11 protein-coding genes and 1 pseudogene are annotated in these 17734 nt (G+C 73.0%); 10 read left to right on the top strand and 2 right to left on the bottom strand.

Going from position 1 to position 17734, the window contains the following annotated elements; genetic code table 11:
• From C3486_RS20160 to obgE, 4 genes and pseudogenes are all read left to right on the top strand, one after another.
• Positions 1-3030: pseudogene (locus tag C3486_RS20160) on the top strand (ribonuclease E/G); the annotation flags it as partial.
• Positions 3031-3288: 258 nt separating this feature from the next.
• Positions 3289-3609, top strand: a complete 321-nt coding sequence (gene rplU / locus C3486_RS20155; RefSeq protein ID WP_030249628.1) for a 50S ribosomal protein L21 — start codon at positions 3289-3291, stop codon at positions 3607-3609.
• A gap of 14 nt (positions 3610-3623) precedes the next feature.
• Positions 3624-3878, top strand: coding sequence for a 50S ribosomal protein L27 (gene rpmA, locus C3486_RS20150; protein WP_052866878.1), 255 nt, complete (start codon positions 3624-3626; stop codon positions 3876-3878).
• Between the two features lie 211 nt (positions 3879-4089).
• On the top strand, positions 4090-5529 hold the full coding sequence (obgE, locus tag C3486_RS20145) for a GTPase ObgE (protein WP_103834129.1): 1440 nt from the start codon (positions 4090-4092) through the stop codon (positions 5527-5529).
• Between the two features lie 29 nt (positions 5530-5558).
• On the opposite strand, the gene C3486_RS20140 is transcribed toward obgE, so the two are convergent.
• A complete protein-coding gene (locus C3486_RS20140) occupies positions 5559-6011 on the bottom strand; it encodes an ATP-binding protein (RefSeq protein ID WP_258052884.1) in 453 nt (150 codons plus the stop codon).
• Between the two features lie 89 nt (positions 6012-6100).
• Here C3486_RS20140 and C3486_RS20135 point away from each other — a divergent pair, with 89 nt between their 5' ends.
• The 3 genes from C3486_RS20135 (at position 6101) to C3486_RS20125 (ending at position 11523) form a co-directional block, all read left to right on the top strand.
• On the top strand, positions 6101-6949 hold the full coding sequence (locus C3486_RS20135) for a helix-turn-helix transcriptional regulator (protein WP_103834128.1): 849 nt from the start codon (positions 6101-6103) through the stop codon (positions 6947-6949).
• Positions 6909-7169: a DUF397 domain-containing protein gene (locus C3486_RS20130; RefSeq protein WP_103834127.1), complete on the top strand. Its 261-nt coding sequence runs from the start codon at positions 6909-6911 to the stop codon at positions 7167-7169. The genes C3486_RS20135 and C3486_RS20130 overlap by 41 nt, the downstream gene beginning before the upstream one ends.
• Before the next feature lie 64 nt (positions 7170-7233).
• Positions 7234-11523: a trypsin-like peptidase domain-containing protein gene (locus tag C3486_RS20125; protein WP_103834126.1), complete on the top strand. Its 4290-nt coding sequence runs from the start codon at positions 7234-7236 to the stop codon at positions 11521-11523.
• Positions 11524-11593: 70 nt separating this feature from the next.
• On the opposite strand, the gene C3486_RS20120 is transcribed toward C3486_RS20125, so the two are convergent.
• Positions 11594-13783: a hypothetical protein gene (locus tag C3486_RS20120; RefSeq protein ID WP_258052883.1), complete on the bottom strand. Its 2190-nt coding sequence runs from the start codon at positions 13781-13783 to the stop codon at positions 11594-11596.
• A gap of 451 nt (positions 13784-14234) precedes the next feature.
• Between C3486_RS20120 and proB the strand changes: the two genes are divergently transcribed.
• The 3 genes from proB (at position 14235) to C3486_RS20105 (ending at position 17565) form a co-directional block, all read left to right on the top strand.
• Positions 14235-15332, top strand: coding sequence for a glutamate 5-kinase (gene proB, locus C3486_RS20115; RefSeq protein ID WP_103834125.1), 1098 nt, complete (start codon positions 14235-14237; stop codon positions 15330-15332).
• A 244-nt stretch (positions 15333-15576) separates the two neighbouring features.
• On the top strand, positions 15577-16086 hold the full coding sequence (locus C3486_RS20110) for a hypothetical protein (RefSeq protein WP_103834124.1): 510 nt from the start codon (positions 15577-15579) through the stop codon (positions 16084-16086).
• A gap of 201 nt (positions 16087-16287) precedes the next feature.
• On the top strand, positions 16288-17565 hold the full coding sequence (locus C3486_RS20105) for a glutamate-5-semialdehyde dehydrogenase (protein WP_103834123.1): 1278 nt from the start codon (positions 16288-16290) through the stop codon (positions 17563-17565).
• Positions 17566-17734: the final 169 nt, after the last annotated feature.

The following is a 17734-nucleotide window of genomic DNA, read 5'->3' as shown; positions in this document are numbered from 1 at the left end:
CCCCGGCCCGCTCCCGCCGCCGCGCCGCGCAGCCGCCGAGCGCCGTCTTCCAGCCCCCCGGTCTTCACCGAGCCGATGTTCCAGACCCCGGAGACGGCCGCCGCTGCCGCGGCCGCCGCCACCGTGGAGGAGCCCGAGGAGGCCGCCGAGCGTCCGGCGCGCCGCCGCCGTCGCCGTGGCGGCGCTGACGACGCCGAGCAGCAGCAGGTCACCCCCGCCGAGGAGGAGACCGCCGAGACCGACGAGGAGCCCGAGGCCGAGACCGAGGCCGCGCAGGGCGACGAGGAGCAGGGCGACCGCCCGTCGCGCCGCCGCCGTCGTGGTGGCCGTCGCCGGCGCCGTGGTGACGCCGCTGACGCCGAGGGCACGGAGGAGTCGGGCGAGTCCGCCGAGGCGGAGTCCGAGGGCGCCGAGGAGCAGCAGGCGGCCGAGGAGACCGACGCCGAGGGCGAGCCCGAGGCGGCCAGGGAGGGCGCCGAGGAGCAGCCGTCCGGCGGTTCCAGCAGCAGCCGTCGCCGCCGCCGCCGTCGCCGTCGCAGCGGTGACGCCGCCGAGGCCACCGCGGGGAACGGCGACGACCCGGAGCGTACGGTCGTCAAGGTCCGCGAGCCCCGCAAGAAGGAGGAGGCGTCCGACGAGGTCCAGTCCATCAAGGGCTCGACCCGCCTGGAGGCCAAGAAGCAGCGCCGCCGCGAGGGCCGTGAGCAGGGCCGCCGCCGGGTGCCGATCATCACCGAGGCGGAGTTCCTGGCGCGCCGCGAGGCCGTCAACCGCGAGATGATCGTCCGCCAGAACGGCGACCGCACCCAGATCGGCGTGCTGGAGGACAACGTCCTCGTCGAGCACTACGTCAACAAGGAGCAGTCGACCTCGTACGTCGGCAACGTCTACCTGGGCAAGGTGCAGAACGTCCTGCCGTCGATGGAGGCCGCCTTCGTCGACATCGGCAAGGGCCGCAACGCCGTCCTGTACGCCGGTGAGGTCAACTTCGAGGCGCTGGGCATGGGCAACGGCCCGCGCCGCATCGAGACCGCGCTGAAGTCGGGCCAGTCCGTGCTCGTGCAGGTCACCAAGGACCCGATCGGCCACAAGGGCGCCCGTCTGACCAGCCAGGTCTCGCTGCCCGGCCGGTACCTGGTCTACGTGCCCGAGGGCTCGATGACCGGCATCAGCCGCAAGCTCCCCGACACCGAGCGGGCGCGCCTGAAGCAGATCCTCAAGAAGATCGTCCCCGAGGACGCGGGCGTCATCGTCCGTACGGCCGCGGAGGGCGCCAGCGAGGACGAGCTGCGCCGCGACGTGGAGCGTCTGCAGGCGCAGTGGGAGGAGATCCAGAAGAAGGCGAAGAGCGGCAACGCCCCGACGCTGCTCTACGGCGAGCCGGACATGACGGTCCGCGTCGTCCGCGACATCTTCAACGAGGACTTCTCCAAGGTCATCGTCAGCGGTGACGAGGCATGGGAGACCATCCACGGGTACGTCTCGCACGTCGCCCCGGACCTGACCGACCGGCTGCAGAAGTGGACCTCGGACGTCGACGTCTTCGCGACGTACCGGATCGACGAGCAGCTGATGAAGGCGCTGGACCGCAAGGTCTGGCTGCCGTCCGGCGGCTCGCTGGTGATCGACAAGACCGAGGCCATGGTCGTGATCGACGTCAACACCGGCAAGTTCACCGGCCAGGGCGGCAACCTCGAGGAGACCGTCACCAGAAACAACCTGGAGGCGGCCGAGGAGATCGTCCGCCAGCTGCGGCTGCGGGACCTCGGCGGCATCGTCGTCATCGACTTCATCGACATGGTGCTGGAGTCCAACCGGGACCTGGTGCTGCGGCGGATGCTGGAGTGCCTGGGCCGGGACCGTACGAAGCACCAGGTCGCCGAGGTCACCTCGCTGGGCCTGGTCCAGATGACCCGCAAGCGGGTCGGCCAGGGCCTGCTGGAGTCCTTCTCCGAGCCGTGCGTGCACTGCAACGGCCGCGGCGTCATCGTCCACATGGACCAGGCGACCGGCTCCGGCGGTGGCGGCAAGCGCAAGAAGAAGGGCAAGGGCGGCAACGGCGAGAAGCACGCCGACCACCAGCACGACCACCAGCAGGAGAAGGCCGTCGAGGCGGCCGCTCCGGCGGCGGTCCTGGAGCCCGCGCCCGTCACGGAGGCGGAGCTGACCCCCGCGGTCGCCGACTCCGACGAGTGGTTCTCCAGCCCGGCCGAGGCCGAGGCGGCCGCGGAGCGGGGCCGTGGCCGCGGCCGGCGCCGCGCGAGCCGGAAGGTGTCGGCGCCGGCGGGCTCCCCGAAGGCCGCCGACGAGAGCGCCGCGATCGTGGTCCCGGCCGCCGAGACGGCTGCCGAAGCAGCCGCCGGGAGTGCTCCGGAGAGCGCTGAGCAGGCCCGTACGGAGCAGGCCCCGGCCGCTCCTGCCGCCGAGGCCGCCCCGGCCGAGGCCGAGGAGCAGACGGCCGGGCAGCCCGCGGCGGAGCAGCCCGCCGCCGAGCCCGAGCCGCAGCCCGCGGCCCGTCCGGCGCGCACCCGCCGCCGGGTGACCCGCGCGGTGTCGGCCCCGGCCGGCTCCGAGGCGGCCGCACCGGCCGAGCCCGCCGCCACGGCGCCGGAAGCGCCCGCCGCGGCCGGCACCCCGGCGGAGGCCCCCGAGGCCGCCACCGAGGCCGCTGCGCCCGAGGCCGGTACGTCCGGGACGGAGGCCGCCGAGGAGGCGGCGCCGGCCAAGAAGACCGCGGCCAAGAAGACGGCGAAGAAGGCCACGGCCAAGAAGGCGACGACCAAGAAGGCCGCCGCCAAGAAGACCCCGGCCAAGAAGACGGCGAAGAAGACCGCGGCGAAGGCCGAGGAGACCGCCGGGGACGGGGAGAAGGCCGAGGAGAAGGCCCCCGCCAAGAAGACCGCGGCGAAGAAGGCCACGGCCAAGAAGACGGCGGCCAAGAAGGCGACGGCGAAGAAGACCGCCGCCAAGAAGACGGCGGCTGCCGAGCAGTCCGCTCCGGCCTCGGTCTCCGCCCCCGCGGAGGACTGATCCGGACCCGGCGCCCCGGGCCGTGCGTCACGGCCCGGGGCCCGGTTTGACCCCCTGGTCAAGGCCCCGTAACCTTGACCGTCGGCGTCTGTATGGCGCCACACCATCTGAGCAAACACCTCCCGGTTCCATCGGGGGAGGCCGCTCGTCCAGTGCGGATCGCGCCCTTCGCGGGTGCAGCGCGTCGGATAGCCGGGCCCGCAGGGCCCCGGAGCGGCTGGCATCAGTGGTCCCGTTTCTAGCGAGAGAGAGTTCCGCGTGTACGCGATCGTGCGCACCGGCGGCCGCCAGCAGAAGGTTGCTGTCGGCGACGTCATCGAGGTTGACCGCATTTCCACCAGCAAGGTCGGCGACTCCGTCGAGCTCTCCACGCTGCTGGTTGTCGACGGCGAGTCCGTCACGAGCGACCCGTGGGTGCTCGCCGGCGTGAAGGTCCAGGCCGAGGTCGTGGACCACCACAAGGGCGACAAGATCCGCATCCAGAAGTACAAGAACAAGACCGGTTACAAGAAGCGGATCGGCCACCGTCAGCTGCACACCGCGCTGAAGATCACCGGCATCGACGCTCCGGCGAAGTAAGGGACTGAGGAGACATGGCACACAAGAAGGGCGCATCGTCCACTCGGAACGGTCGCGATTCCAACGCTCAGCGGCTCGGCGTGAAGCGCTTCGGCGGTCAGGCCGTCCTCGCCGGTGAGATCATCGTCCGCCAGCGCGGCACCCACTTCCACCCGGGCACCGGCGTCGGCCGTGGCGGCGACGACACGCTGTTCGCGCTGCAGGAGGGCGCCGTGCAGTTCGGCACCCACCGTGGCCGCAAGGTCGTGAACATCGTTCCGGTCGCCTGAATCCCCTAGGGGCTTCGGCACCGTAGAGCGGTTTGCCGCGAGGGCGGACCTCGACTTCCCGCACGGGAAGCGGGTCCGCCCTTCGCGCGTTGTGGAAAGCAACGCGCGTTACCGAAGAACGTAGAGACCTAGAGACAATTGCGTACGCAGCAGGCGCGCCCCCGCGCGCAGGGCCCGCGCGTACGACCCGTAGTTACTGGAGGCACCCCCCATGACCACCTTCGTGGACCGCGTCGAGCTGCACGTCGCCGCGGGTAACGGAGGCCACGGCTGTGCCTCCGTCTTCCGGGAGAAGTTCAAGCCGCTCGGCGGCCCCGACGGCGGCAACGGCGGCCGCGGCGGCGATGTGATCCTGGTCGTCGACCAGGACGTCACCACCCTCCTGGACTACCACCACCACCCGCACCGCAAGGCCACCAACGGCCAGCCCGGCGCGGGCGACCACCGGGCCGGCAAGAACGGCCAGGACCTGGTCCTGCCGGTCCCGGACGGCACGGTCGTCCTCGACAAGCGGGGCAACGTCCTCGCCGACCTGGTCGGCCAGGGCACCACCTTCATCGCGGGCCAGGGCGGCCGCGGCGGCCTCGGCAACGCGGCGCTGGCCTCGGCCCGCCGCAAGGCGCCCGGCTTCGCGCTGCTCGGCGAGCCCGGCGAGGAGCGGGACATCGTCCTGGAGCTCAAGACCGTCGCCGATGTGGCGCTGGTCGGCTACCCGAGCGCCGGCAAGTCCTCCCTGATCTCCGTGCTCTCCGCGGCGCGCCCGAAGATCGCCGACTACCCCTTCACCACCCTGGTGCCCAACCTCGGCGTGGTGACGGCCGGTTCGACGGTCTACACCATCGCGGACGTACCGGGCCTGATCCCCGGCGCCAGCCAGGGCAAGGGCCTCGGCCTGGAGTTCCTGCGCCACGTCGAGCGCTGCGAGGTGCTGGTCCACGTCCTGGACACCGCGACGCTGGAGTCGGACCGCGACCCGCTCTCCGACCTCGACATCATCGAGGAGGAGCTGCGGCAGTACGGCGGCCTGGAGAACCGGCCCCGCGTGGTCGTCCTCAACAAGATCGACATCCCGGACGGCCAGGAGCTGGCGGACATGATCCGCCCCGACCTGGAGGCCCGCGGCTACCGCATCTTCGAGGTCTCGGCCGTCGCCCGCACGGGCCTGAAGGAGCTGAGCTACGCGCTCGCCGACATCGTGGCCAAGGCCCGCGCCGCCAAGCCGGTGCAGGAGGCGACCCGCGTCGTCATCCGCCCCAAGGCCGTCAACGACGCCGGCTTCACGGTCACGCCCGAGGGCGAGGGCCTGTTCCGCGTACGCGGCGAGAAGCCGGAGCGCTGGGTCCGTCAGACGGACTTCAACAACGACGAGGCCGTGGGCTACCTCGCCGACCGCCTCAACCGCCTCGGCGTCGAGGAGGAGCTGCTCAAGGCCGGTGCGCGCGCCGGTGACGGCGTGGCGATCGGCCCCGAGGACAATGCGGTCGTCTTCGACTGGGAGCCGACGATGATGGCCGGTGCGGAGATGCTGGGCCGCCGCGGCGAGGACCACCGTCTCGAGGCCCCGCGCCCGGCCGCCCAGCGCCGCCGCGACCGGCAGGCGGAGCGCGACGAGGCCGACTCGGAGTACGAGGGCTTCGACCCGCTCGCCTGAGCCGCCGGCCGCTTCGCGGCCCCTGCACGTCAGGCCCGCAGCTCGCACCACACGGTCTTCCCGCCGGTGCGCTGCGGGCCTTCGTCGTCCGGTGCCACGCCCCACTTGCCGGCGACCGCGGCGACGAGGGCGAGCCCCCGGCCGCCCGCCGCGCCCGGGGCGGCGCCCCGAACGCGGGGCAGTACGGGGTACGTGTCGTGCACCCCGATCACGATTCCCGCCCCGCCGCCCTCGTACCGCCGCACGGTCATGGTGCACCGCCGGTCCGGCACGTGCCGGTACACGTTGACCAGCAGCTCGGTCACGACCAGCGCGGCGTCGTCCCCGAGCCCCGCCAGCCCCCAGGCTTCCAGGAGCCCCCGCACGATCCGCCGCACGTGCCGGGGGCTGTGGTCGCCGACGGCCAGATGGACCCGGTACGCCCGCGTCGGGAACGCGGAGGTGTCGATGATGTCGGTGTCCGAAGTGTCGTTCTCGTTCACGGGACAAGCGTGCGCAGGGTCGATTACGCTCTGCTACGGATTGAACGCAACTCTCCATCGGGTGGCGCAGGTCGAGCGAGGGAGCTCCCATGGCCAACGTGAAGTGCCTCGACCCAGGGGCCTCCCCGCTGCACTTCTTCGGCGCGGAGGTGAGACGGCTCCGGGAGCGGGCCGGCCTGACGCTGGCGCAGCTGGGGGAGATCGTCTACCTGACGGGTTCGATGATCGGCCAGATCGAAACGGCGGCGAAGGTGCCCAAGGATGAGCACATTCCCCGTATCGACACGGCGCTGGGCGCGGACGGTGCGCTGGTCCGGTTATGGGAGATGGTCAAGCGTCACCGGTTGCCCGCGTGGTTCCGGCGGATTGCGCACCTGGAAGCGACGGCGACCGAGATCCGTACCTACCAGGCGCTGTTGGTGCACGGGCTGCTCCAGACCGAGGAGTACGCCCGTGCGGTGCTCAGCGTCATGCGCCAAGACGACCTCACCGCCATGGTGGAGGCGCGGCTGGACCGGCAGAAGATCCTGGCGCGGGACGAGCGAGTGCTCCTCTGGGCCGTGCTCGACGAGTCCGTGCTGTACCGGGAAATCGGCGGTCGTGCCACCATGGGCCGACAACTGGAGCACCTGCTCGATTTCCGCGAGGCGGACCACGTTCAGGTCCAAGTGCTCCCCTTCTCCGTGGGGGCACACACGGGACTGCCGGGCTCGTTCACCATCTTCTCCTTCGCCAACCACCCGGATGTGGCCTACTCGGAGGGGTACGAGGACGACTGGGCGACGATCAACCCGCAAGAGATCAGGGGGCGTTCGCTCCGTTACGATCTCTTGCGGGCTTCCGCTCTGTCCCCTGCGGACTCCGCGGAACTGATCGCCCGAGTCATGGAGGAGCGCTATGAGCACCATCCTGATCCCGACCGGCGTCCAGTGGCGTAAGTCCAGCTACAGTGCCGACGCCGAATGCGTGGAGTGCGCGGCGCTGGGCCGCCTCCAGTGGCGCAAGTCCAGCTACAGCGGTGACACCGGCGGTGACTGCGTGGAGGTCGCCCAGGCGTCCGACTCACTCGTCGCCATCCGGGACTCCAAGGACCCCCACGGGGCCGTGGTCGCCGTGTCGGCCGGGGCGTTCGCCGATTTCGTCGCGTACGTTCGGTGACGTCGTAAGGGATACCGATTCCGCGGCCAACTGGCCATACTTCCCCCGGGGTTGACTCACGGGGGTGGTGGGGTTGGCGGGGCTGCGGAGTGCGGAGGACGTGCTGGGGGCCGCGCTGCTGCGCGTCAGGGCGCCGGGGCCGGACGGGGACATCGCGGGGGCGGGGTTCCTCGTCGCGCCCGATCTGGCCGTGACCTGCGCACACGTCGTGTCGGACGCGCTGCGGACCCCGCACAGGGAGCCGCTGCCCGAGGACGCGCGCGTCCTCGTCGACCTGCCGCTGAACGGCGGCGGCAGCGCAGAGGCGGACGTCGAGCACTGGCTGCCGTACGGGGACGACGGCACGGGCGACGTCGCCGTACTGCGGCTGCGGGCCCCCGTCCGAGGCGCCCGGCCGCTGCGGATGGCGGAGGCCGCGAGCGTGTGGGGGCACGGCGTACGCGTCGCCGGTTTCCCCGCGACCTCGCCCGGCGGCGTCTGGCACGTGGGGCGGCTGCGGGCCGGTACGGCCGAGGGGTGGGTGCAGTTCTCGCAGGGGGACGCGCACGGCACCCCGATCGAGCGCGGCTTCAGCGGCGCGCCCGTATGGGACGAGGAGCTGGGCGCCGTCGTGGGCATGGTGGCGCGCTCGCAGCTCTCCGGGCCGCGGCAGAGCTTCCTGCTGCCCACCCGGGCCCTCATCGACGCCGTTCCCGCGCTGGGGCCCGTGCTGCGGCCCGCGTCACCGTTCCGGGGGCTCGCGGCCTTCCAGGAGGCGGACGCTGAGGTGTTCTTCGGGCGCGACGAGGAGGCGGATCGGGTCGCGGAGCTGGTCAGGACCCGCCCGTACGTGACCATGGTGGGGCCGTCCGGCTGCGGCAAGTCCTCGCTCGCGCTGGCCGGTGTCGTACCGCGGCTGCGTGCGGAGGGCTTCGCGGTCGTGGTGGTACGGCCGGCCGCCGGGCGGTCCCTGCTCACCACGCTCGCCTCGGAGCTGGCCGCCCTGCTGCGGCCGGAGCTGCGCGGTGCCGAACGGGTCGCGCAGGCCCGCGCGCTCGCGCCGCTGCTGGCCGACGGCGGGCTGCCGGAGACCGTCCGGCTGGTGCTGGCGGAGACCGGCGCGCGGCGGCTGCTGATCGTGGTGGACCAGGGCGAGGAGCTGTTCGCGGGCGCCGGGGGCCGGGAGGCGGACACCGCGGCCCCCGTCCTCTTCCCCGCCGGTCCTCCGGAGGAGTTACGCGTCCTGGTCACCCTGCGGGCCGACTACCTGGAGGCGGCGCTCGCCCATCCGGGTACCGGGCCCGCGCTGAGCCGTACGGTGCACGCGCTCGCGCCGATGACCCGTGAGCAGCTCCGCGCGGTGATCGTGCGGCCGGTCGAGACCGTCGCTGGGGTGGCCTACGATCCGGGGCTCGTCGACACGATGCTGGACGACGCGGGCGGCGAGCCGGGCGCGCTCCCGCTGCTGGGCTTCGTCCTGGACCGGCTCTGGCGCGCGCAGGAACGCGGGCAGCTGCGCTTCGACGCGTACCGCGCGCTGGGCGGCGTACAGGGCGCGCTGGGGCAGCAGGCCGAGGGCATCTGGCGGGAGTGCGTGCCGGAGGCGGACGAGGACGTGGCGCTCCGGCTGCTGACCGGGCTGGTGCGGGTCCGGCCCGGCGGCGAGGGCGGCCCGCTGCGCAACGTCCTGACGCGGGCGGAGGCGGGCGAGGAGCGGTGGCGGATCGCCCGCGCGCTCGCGGCGCGGCGGCTGCTCGTCCTCGGCACCGACAGCGAACGCCGGGAGACCGTCGAACTCGCGCACGAGGCGCTGATCGGTGCCTGGCCGCGGCTGGCGGAGCGGGTACGGGCGGACGGCGCGTTCCTGCTCTGGCGTACGGGGCTCCGCCGGGACCTGGAGCGCTGGCAGGCGGCGGGGGAGCCGGCCGGCCGGCTGCCGGGCGCGGACGAACTGCGGGCGGCGCAGCCGTGGCTGACGGACCGCCGCGCCGAGCTGAGCGCGGCGGAGCTGGACTACCTGGAGCGCGGGCTGCGCCACCGGCGCGCCCGCAGGCTCCGAAGACGTACCGCCTGGGTCGCCGGGGGACTGGTGCTCGCGCTGATCGTGACGCTGGGCACGTTCCTCGTCGTGCAGTCGGAGCTGAAGGCCGAGGCGGACCGGCAGTCCCGGTCCCGGGAGCTGGCGGGCCTCTCGGTGGAGCTGCGCGAACAGGACCCGGGGCTGGCCGCCATGGTGGCGATGGCCGCGTACCGGACGTCGCCGACGCGCGAGGCCCGCAACGAGCTGATGCGCCGGTACGACGAGATGCACGGCATCACCTGGCAGCTGTCCGGCACGCAGGGGAGCATCGACGCGCTGGCGCTCAGCGCGGACGGCGGGGTGGTCCTGGTGACCACCGAGCTGGGGCGGGCGACGCTCTTCCTCCGGGGCGGCGGCGAACGGACCCGCCGCGTCCACCTCCCGGTCACCAGGAACATCGTCTACCCGATGGTCAGCGCGGACGGGAAGCGCATCGCCTACCTGATCCGCGGCGGCTCACTGGTCTGGCACGACGTACGGCCGCACACCGACGGTCTGATCGGCCCGGCCCACACGCTGCGCGGCGACGAGGACGACCCGGACGTCAAGGGCACGGCGACGAATCCGAAGGGCATCGGCGACCTCTCGCCGGACGGGCGCCGCGCCGTGACCGTGGCATACGGCCGCGTGACGCTGTGGGACCTGACGACCGGTCAGCGCCGGCGGCTGCCCGCCGCGGCCCCGGACGACCTGAGCCATGTGTGGTTCGGCTCCGACGACCGCACGGTCGTGGCCACCGCCGGGAAGGAGCAGGGGCTGGGGCTCGACTCCGACCTGCGGCTGGTGGCCGTGGACACCCGTACGGGCACGTCCCGGAAGCTCGCGGAGGACGTGGCCGACGCCACCGTCTCGGGCGACGGCGGAACCGCCGTGGTCTGCTCGGAGGGCACGAACGTCACCAAGGTCCGGTACCGGTTCGTGCGCGTCGCCGACGGCCGGGAGCTGGGCCGTTACGTCCCTCACAGCGCCTATGGGTGTGACGACTTCGCCGTGGACCGGACCGGCGGCCGGCTGGCCACGGCCGCGACGGGCGAGTGGACCGTGTACGACCGGGCGCGCCGCAAGATGCTCGGAATGACCTCGGGCGGGCAGTACGGGGCGCTGGTCGGCCGGCGGCTGCTCGGCGGCGCCGACGCGCCGGTCGTCGCCTTGGCGGACGGCAGGAGCATCACCGCGACGGTGCTGAACACCCGGCGGCAGGAGCGCGCCGAGGACCCGCGGCTCCTCGGGGACGGCACCCGCATGATCATCAGGTCGGGGAAGGGCGCCGAGCGCCGGCTCCGGGTCCTGGGGACGGTGGACAGCCGGAAGGTCCTCGCGCAGAGTCCGCCGTACAAGAAACGCGGGGTCGCCGGGCCACTGGCCGCCGATGACAGCAGATACCTCCTGGCACCGTCGGTCAACGGCGGCGAGACCCTGGTCGCGGACGTGGCGGCGTACGACACCGTGCTGGTGCACGCGCTGCCGTCGCTGCGCCCGGTGGCCCGGATCAAGCTGCCGCTGTCGCGTCCCAACGACTGGGGCGAGCGGGAGATGCCGCAGGTCTTCTTCCTCGGCGCTGACGAGCTGGTGACCCGCACCGACACGGTGGTGATGCGCTGGGACGCCAGGACCGGGCGGCGGCTGTCGCGGCTGGACCTGCGCGACCTGAAGCTGGCCAAGGACGGCCCGCCGCCCTTCGACCGGCACAGCTCGCCGCCCAGCGCGGGCTTCGACATCGGCCGCTACCCGCCGGAGGCCGGCCGGGTGCTGGTCAAGATCGCCGACGAGGGCGCCTTCCACGTGGTCGACCTGCGCCGCGGGCGGGCGGAGAAGAAGATCGGTCTGGGCAGGGACGCCAACGCCGTCTTCCTGGACGCCGGCGGTACGCGCGCCGGCGTCCTCACCCAGGGATCGCTCATCGAGCTGTGGTCCCTGTCCGGCGGCCATCCGAAGCGGATCATGGGCCCGGTCGGCCCGGTGAGCGAGCAGGGCGCCGGCGGCTTCGACGCGTTCTTCGTCGGCGACAGCCCGCGGCTGTTCCTCGCGGAGGGCTCCTCGGCGCGCGTCTACACGGCGGACGGCGCGTACGAGGAAACCTTTGACTTCGGGAAGCAGCAGTACTTCCTGACGGCGACCGACGACGGCAAGGCGCTGCTCCGGCAGGACGACTCGTCCGACGGCGTCGACCTGGTACGGCTCGACCCGGAGGAGTGGCGCCGGGAGCTGTGCCGCGTACTGGGACAGCGCACCTTCACGGCGGCGGAGCGGGACGGCATGACGGGCGGCCCGCCGCCGCAGGTCTGCGGCGGTTAGCGCGGACGGGAAAGGCCCCGCGAGGCTTGTCACCTCGCGGGGCCTTCCCCGTCGTGCGTACGGCGCGCCGTCAGACCCTGGCGCGCGAGCCGTCGGCCGCGACCGGCGGCTCGCCGGTCTCCGCCGCGTCCGCCGCCTCGGCGGCCTCCGCGGGCTCGGTGGCCGGACGGACCGGGTCGGTGGCCTCCGCCGGGTCCAGCTCCATCTCCTCGGCGGCCTCCGCGGCCTCGTGGGCCTCGGTGCCCTCCTCGCGCTGGCCGGGGACGCCGGCGAGCCGGGCCTCCATCCGGACCTGGCGCTCCTCGGCGGCGGCACGCAGGGCGAGCGCGGCGGCGTTGAAGCGGACCAGGGACGGCGGGTCGGACGGGCCGAGCAGGTGCTCCTTGAGCTCCCTGCGGGCCTGCACCAGGGTGTCCCGCTCCGGGTTGCGCACGGTCTCCAGCAGGCCGGCCACGCCGTCCGCCTCGGGCGTGAGGATCGTCGCCGCGCGGACCGTGGGGAAGTTCGTGCGGAACTCGTCCTCGGTCATGCCGGAGGTGTTGGCGACCGCGTACGGCTTCTCGCTGCTCAGGTAGTCGGAGACCACGCTGGAGACGTCGCTGATGAGGACGTCGGCCTGGTTGAAGCAGGCGAAGATCGCCGGGCGCGAGGTGGTGATGATCAGGTGCTCCCACTCCGGGAAGGACGCCCAGTAGGCCTCCTCCCAGGCGGCGGTCGCGGCCGCGACGGCGGCGGCGCGGCCCTCCTCGGGGGCGCTCTGCACGAGCATCCGCTCCAGCTCGTCCGCGCTGCGGCGGAAGCCGGAGGTGGTCAGCGCGGCCAGGTCGGCGGCGCGGGCCTCCAGCTCCGCGGCGGCCTCCGGGCCGGGGCGGGGGCCGGAGCGCTGCGCGTTGGCCTCGGCGATCATCGCCTGGATGCGGGCGTTGGCGGCGCCGGCCCGCGGGTCGACCGAACCGGTCATCGGGTGCGGCTTGTACAGCAGCCGCACCTTCGGGTCGGCGAGCAGCTCGCGGACGATGTTCTCGCCGGCCAGGATCACCGAGGTGTTGCCGGGGTTGCCGTCCCAGCCCTCCCAGGTGGGGGCGTACAGCACGGTGGTGTACTCGCCCTTGGGCGCGCCCTCGTACGCCCTGATGGGCGCCAGCTGCGGGCGGCCGACCTCGACGACGTCCTTGTCCTCCACGCCGATGTCGGCGAGCTGGTAGCGGTCGCGCGCGGCGGGGCCTGCCACCCACACCTCGTCGTACGCCTTGGCGTAGGGGTTGCAGGAGGAGAGCTTGTCGCTCTCGCCGTGGTTGATGAAGGCGTGCTTGATGGAGGGGATGCGCAGGATCTGCGAGGTCTTGCCGGAGTTCGCGGGGTGCAGCAGCACCTTCAGGGCCGAGTGCTCCAGCCGCATGAGGTTGGCGACCTTGGGGATGCAGACGATCGGGATGTCGGTGGCGTCGATCTTCTGCACCATGAAGCGCTCGCGGAGCACGATGATCGGCTTGCCGTCCAGCGCGGCGAGCGTGCTCAGCCACATGTTGGCCTGGTACGCGGAGGTGGTGCCGCCGGAGAAGTACATGCCGACGGTCGGCTGGTACTCGGCGAGCCAGTTGTCCAGCCACTCCAGCGCGCGCTGCTCGTTCACGGCGCGCTTCTTCGGGAGCAGCCAGGTCGCGAGGTAGACGGTGCCGCCGATGGCGAGGACCAGGGCGACGGCCAGGCCGATGCCGCCCCACAGGGCGTCGCGGGTGATCGCGGTGGCCATCATGCCGAGCGTGGTCGGCACGGAGAAGCGCAGCAGCCGGCGGCCGGTCTGGCGGGCCAGGAGCCGCGGCGGGGCCTTGACCAGGTGCAGAGCGGAGGCGTCGATGTTACGGGTGAGGAACGGCAGCGTACGGGTGCGGCGGACCATGACGGCGGCCGCCTGGCACGCGAAGTGGGCCAGGTAGAAGACCAGCAGGCCGATGGTGAGGGGAGCCTGCTCCTTGAGCGGGTTGATGCCCGGGATGTGCAGCAGTCCGACCAGGATCAGCATGTCGCGGATGAGCTGGCGGACGGTGATGTCCAGCCGGATCTTTCCCAGCAGGGAGAGCAGCCCGGGCTGCTTGTGCTGCAGATAGAGGTCGAGGCCGAGGTTCACCACGGAGGCGGCGATGAACAGCGGCACGACGGGCAGCAGGGCGCCGACGAGCTGGGCCACGAACGCGATGAGCATCGCGAACAGGGCCACGAGCTTGGTAGCTCGTCGGTTGGCGAATCCGGCGGAAGGCACGGGCGGGGCTCCTGGCGGCAAGTCGGTCAGGTGGGGGGCCGGTGGGGCGGCCGAGTCCCGGCGATGGGGCGCCGTGGGGGCGGCGGACGGGACAGGTCGACAACCGACCGTATGACTTTGCGTGCCCCGGTGACAATCTGCTGTGGCTCGCATCACCGCGAATCAGGACGATTCGCTCGGAACCAAGTGGGGCCCTTTTCCGTCTTGCGTAGGTTGCCCGCGCGCATGATCACGATACCCGGCGGCGTGCCCGCGGGGCGTCCGGCAGACGATATGGACAGGCGGGCGATGGGCCGTCTGCCGTAGATTTCGCCCGTACGGGCGTTCATGTCCGTACGTCGTACGGCATCCATATGCCGTAAGGGACCGCACCCGGATGCGGGCACCGACGGACAGCGAGACAGGGGTAATGGTGACAGGCGCAGGGCAGGCGGCAGGCGCACGGCAGGACGTGACGGAGGCCCGGCGGATCGTGGTGAAGGTCGGCTCGTCCTCGCTGACGACCGCGGCCGGGGGGCTGGACGCCGACCGGGTCGACGCGCTCGTCGACGTGCTGGCCAAGCACCAGGACAAGGAGATAGTGCTGGTCTCCTCCGGCGCCATCGCGGCCGGCCTCGCCCCGCTCGGCCTGGAGAAGCGGCCCCGCGACCTGGCCCGCCAGCAGGCCGCCGCCAGCGTCGGCCAGGGCCTGCTGGTCGCCCGGTACACCGCCTCCTTCGCGCGCTACGGCCGCCGCGTCGGCCAGGTCCTGCTGACCTCCGACGACACCAGCCGCCGCACCCACTACCGCAACGCCTACCGCACCCTGGACCAGCTGCTGGCCATGGGCGCCGTGCCGATCGTCAACGAGAACGACACCGTCGCCACCGACGAGATCCGCTTCGGCGACAACGACCGGCTGGCGGCCCTCGTCGCCCACCTGGTCCGTGCCGACCTGCTCGTCCTGCTCTCCGACGTCGACGGCCTCTACGACGGCGACCCCTCGACCCCCGGTACCCGGCGGATAGAGCAGGTCAGGGGCCCGGAGGACCTGGAGGGCATCTCCATCGGGAGCGCCGGCAAGGCCGGCGTCGGCACGGGCGGCATGGTCACCAAGGTCGAGGCCGCCCGGATCGCGGCCGCGGCCGGCGTGCCCGTCGTCCTCACCTCCGCCGTGCACGCCTCCGAGGCGCTGGCCGGAGGACCGACCGGCACCCACTTCCTGCGCACCGGACGCCGCTCCGCCGACCGGCTGCTCTGGCTCGCCCACGCCTCCACCCCGCGCGGCGCGCTGACCCTGGACGACGGGGCCGTGGCGGCCATCGTGGAGCGGCACTCCTCGCTGCTCCCGGCCGGCATCGCGGCGGTCGAGGGGAGCTTCAGCGCGGGCGAGCCGGTCGAGCTGCGGAACACCGCGGGGGAGGCCGTCGCACGCGGACTCGTCAATTTCGACGCACGCGAGATCCCCCGTCTGATCGGCAGGTCCACCCGCGACCTCGCACGGGAGCTGGGCCCGGCGTACGAGCGCGAGGTCGTGCACCGTGACGACTTGGTCGTACTGCACCACTGACGGCCGTCACGAGGGGAAAACAACACGGAGAAGGAGCCGCCCGAGCGGCCGAAAGACCAGCCTTTCAACGGAGACCTTCTCGAAAACGCCCCCGCGACGGGCCGCGGGCTGGTCAACTTTGATGCGGGGACGCCGAAGGGGAGCGGCGCTTCCGGCGCAGTACGAGCGCGCTACGCCGATGTGAGACAGCACCGATCGGCTCCGCACGCGCGAGCGGAGCGATACGCATAACAGGAGGCCGCCGGTGAGACGAGGGCGCCCAGGGGCGCTGCCCCGAGGGACGGCGGAGCGGACGCTGACCAGCGTGGGGAACAGCATCCGGACCGGTGACGAGACCATCGGGACGGAGCGCGACGAACGTGCGCAGCCGGGCGGACGGCTGAAGGAGGCACCGCTCCCACGGGAGCGGGAGGTCTCCCGGCTCTGGCACGTCACCCTCAGCGTCTCCGGTGAGGAGGCACCGCTGAAGGAGGTCCGGCGCGCTCTGGAGCAGCTGGCCCACGACCATCCCTTTCTGCTGACCAGCAGGTACGCCAACGACCACGCGGAGATCCGCTACTGGGAAGAGGCGCGGGACCTGCACGATGCCGCGGCGGTGGCCCTGCGGCTGTGGGGCGAGCACCGCTCCTCGGCGAAGCTGCCGCCCTGGGAGATCGTCGGGCTGGAGGTCATCGACCGCGAGACCTATCACCAGCGCATCGCCGAGGGTTACGGCCCGCCACCGGCGTCGCCGGTGGGCGTGCATCCGTACTGACCTTTACGGAGGCGGCGCGGGCCACGCTTATGGAGGCAGTGCAGGCGCTGCCTACGGAGGCGGTGCAGGCGCGCCTACGGAGGCGGTGCGGCCGCGCTCACGGGCGCGGCGCCCGCGGGGGCGTCCCGGGTCCCGGCCGGGGCGTCCCGCAGTGTGAAATACGGGCCGGCCGGGGCCCGCGCCCCGGATAGGCTGCGCCCCATGACCAGCGCATCCGACGCCGCCCAGACCTCGCCCGTCCTCGACACCGCCCGCCGCGCCAAGGAGGCGGCCGCCGTGCTCGCCCCGCTGCCGCGCACGGCGCGGGACGGCGCGCTGCTGGCCGTCGCCGACGCGCTGGTGGCCAGGACCGAGGAGATCGTCGCCGCCAACGCCGAGGACGTCGCCAAGGCCCGCGCGGCCGGCACCAGCGACTCCATCGTGGACCGGCTCACCCTCACCCCGGAGCGGATCGCCGCCATCGCCGCCGACGTGCGGCACGTCGTCGCGCTGCCCGACCCGGTCGGCGAGGTCGTCCGCGGCTCGACCCTCCCGAACGGCCTGGACCTGCGCCAGGTCCGCGTCCCGCTCGGCGTCGTCGGCATCATCTACGAGGCCCGCCCGAACGTCACCGTCGACGCCGCCGCGCTCTGCCTGAAGTCCGGCAACGCCGTCCTGCTCCGCGGCTCGTCCTCCGCGTACGCCTCGAACACCGCCCTGGTCGCCGTCCTGCGCGACGCCGTCGCCGGGGCCGGGCTGCCCGCCGACGCCGTCCAGCTGGTGCCGGGCGAGAGCCGGGACTCGGTGAAGGAGCTGATGCGCGCACGCGGCCTGGTCGACGTGCTGATCCCGCGCGGCGGCGCCTCGCTCATCCGTACGGTCGTGGAGGAGTCCACCGTCCCGGTCATCGAGACCGGCACCGGCAACTGCCACGTGTACGTCGACAAGGACGCCGACATCGAGACGGCGCTCAAGATCCTGATCAACAGCAAGGCGCAGCGCCCGAGCGTCTGCAACGCCGCCGAGACCCTCCTCGTGCACGCCGGCATCGCGGACGCCTTCCTGCCGCGCGCGCTGGCAGCGCTCACGGAGGCCGGCGTGATGGTGCACGGCGACGAAGCCTGGCAGCAGGCGGGGCCCGGCATGGTCGCGCCCGCCACGGACGAGGACTGGGCCACGGAGTACCTCTCGTACGACATCGCCGCCGCCGTGGTGCCCGACCTGGACGCCGCCGTCGCGCACATCAGGCGCTGGTCCTCCGGCCACACCGAGGCCATCGTCACCACCTCGCAGGCCGCGGCGCGCCGCTTCACCCAGCTGGTGGACTCGACGACGGTCGCGGTCAACGCCTCGACCCGGTTCACCGACGGCAGCCAGTTCGGCTTCGGCGCCGAGATCGGCATCTCCACCCAGAAGCTGCACGCCCGCGGCCCGATGGGCCTGCCGGAGCTGACCTCGACGAAGTACATCGTCACCGGCGACGGCCACGTACGGGGCTGACGCACCCTCGGGAACGGCGGGAGCGCCCGCGGCGCGGAACGGTGGGGGCGCCCGCGGCGCGGAACGGTGGGGCGCCCGCGGCGCGCAATGCCGCGGGCGGATTCCGCCGCACCCGCCGCGCGATTCCGTACGAGGCGAATTCCCTTTCTCCCTGTCCGAATTGACCGGC

This window comes from Streptomyces sp. Ru73 (genome assembly GCF_002920575.1).
GTDB lineage: Bacteria > Actinomycetota > Actinomycetes > Streptomycetales > Streptomycetaceae > Streptomyces.
The sequence above is the reverse complement of the archived record's forward strand: the minus strand, read 5'-3'. Positions and strand labels throughout refer to the sequence as shown.

Excerpts from the sequence above, each read along its gene's own strand:
- C3486_RS20105 (WP_103834123.1), top strand. The coding sequence starts at position 16,288 with ATGACCAGCGCATCCGACGCCGCCCAGACCTCGCCCGTCCTCGACACC.
- C3486_RS20135 (WP_103834128.1), top strand. The coding sequence starts at position 6,101 with ATGGCCAACGTGAAGTGCCTCGACCCAGGGGCCTCCCCGCTGCACTTC.
- C3486_RS20130 (WP_103834127.1), top strand. The coding sequence starts at position 6,909 with ATGAGCACCATCCTGATCCCGACCGGCGTCCAGTGGCGTAAGTCCAGC.
- obgE (WP_103834129.1), top strand. The coding sequence starts at position 4,090 with ATGACCACCTTCGTGGACCGCGTCGAGCTGCACGTCGCCGCGGGTAAC.
- rpmA (WP_052866878.1), top strand. The coding sequence starts at position 3,624 with ATGGCACACAAGAAGGGCGCATCGTCCACTCGGAACGGTCGCGATTCC.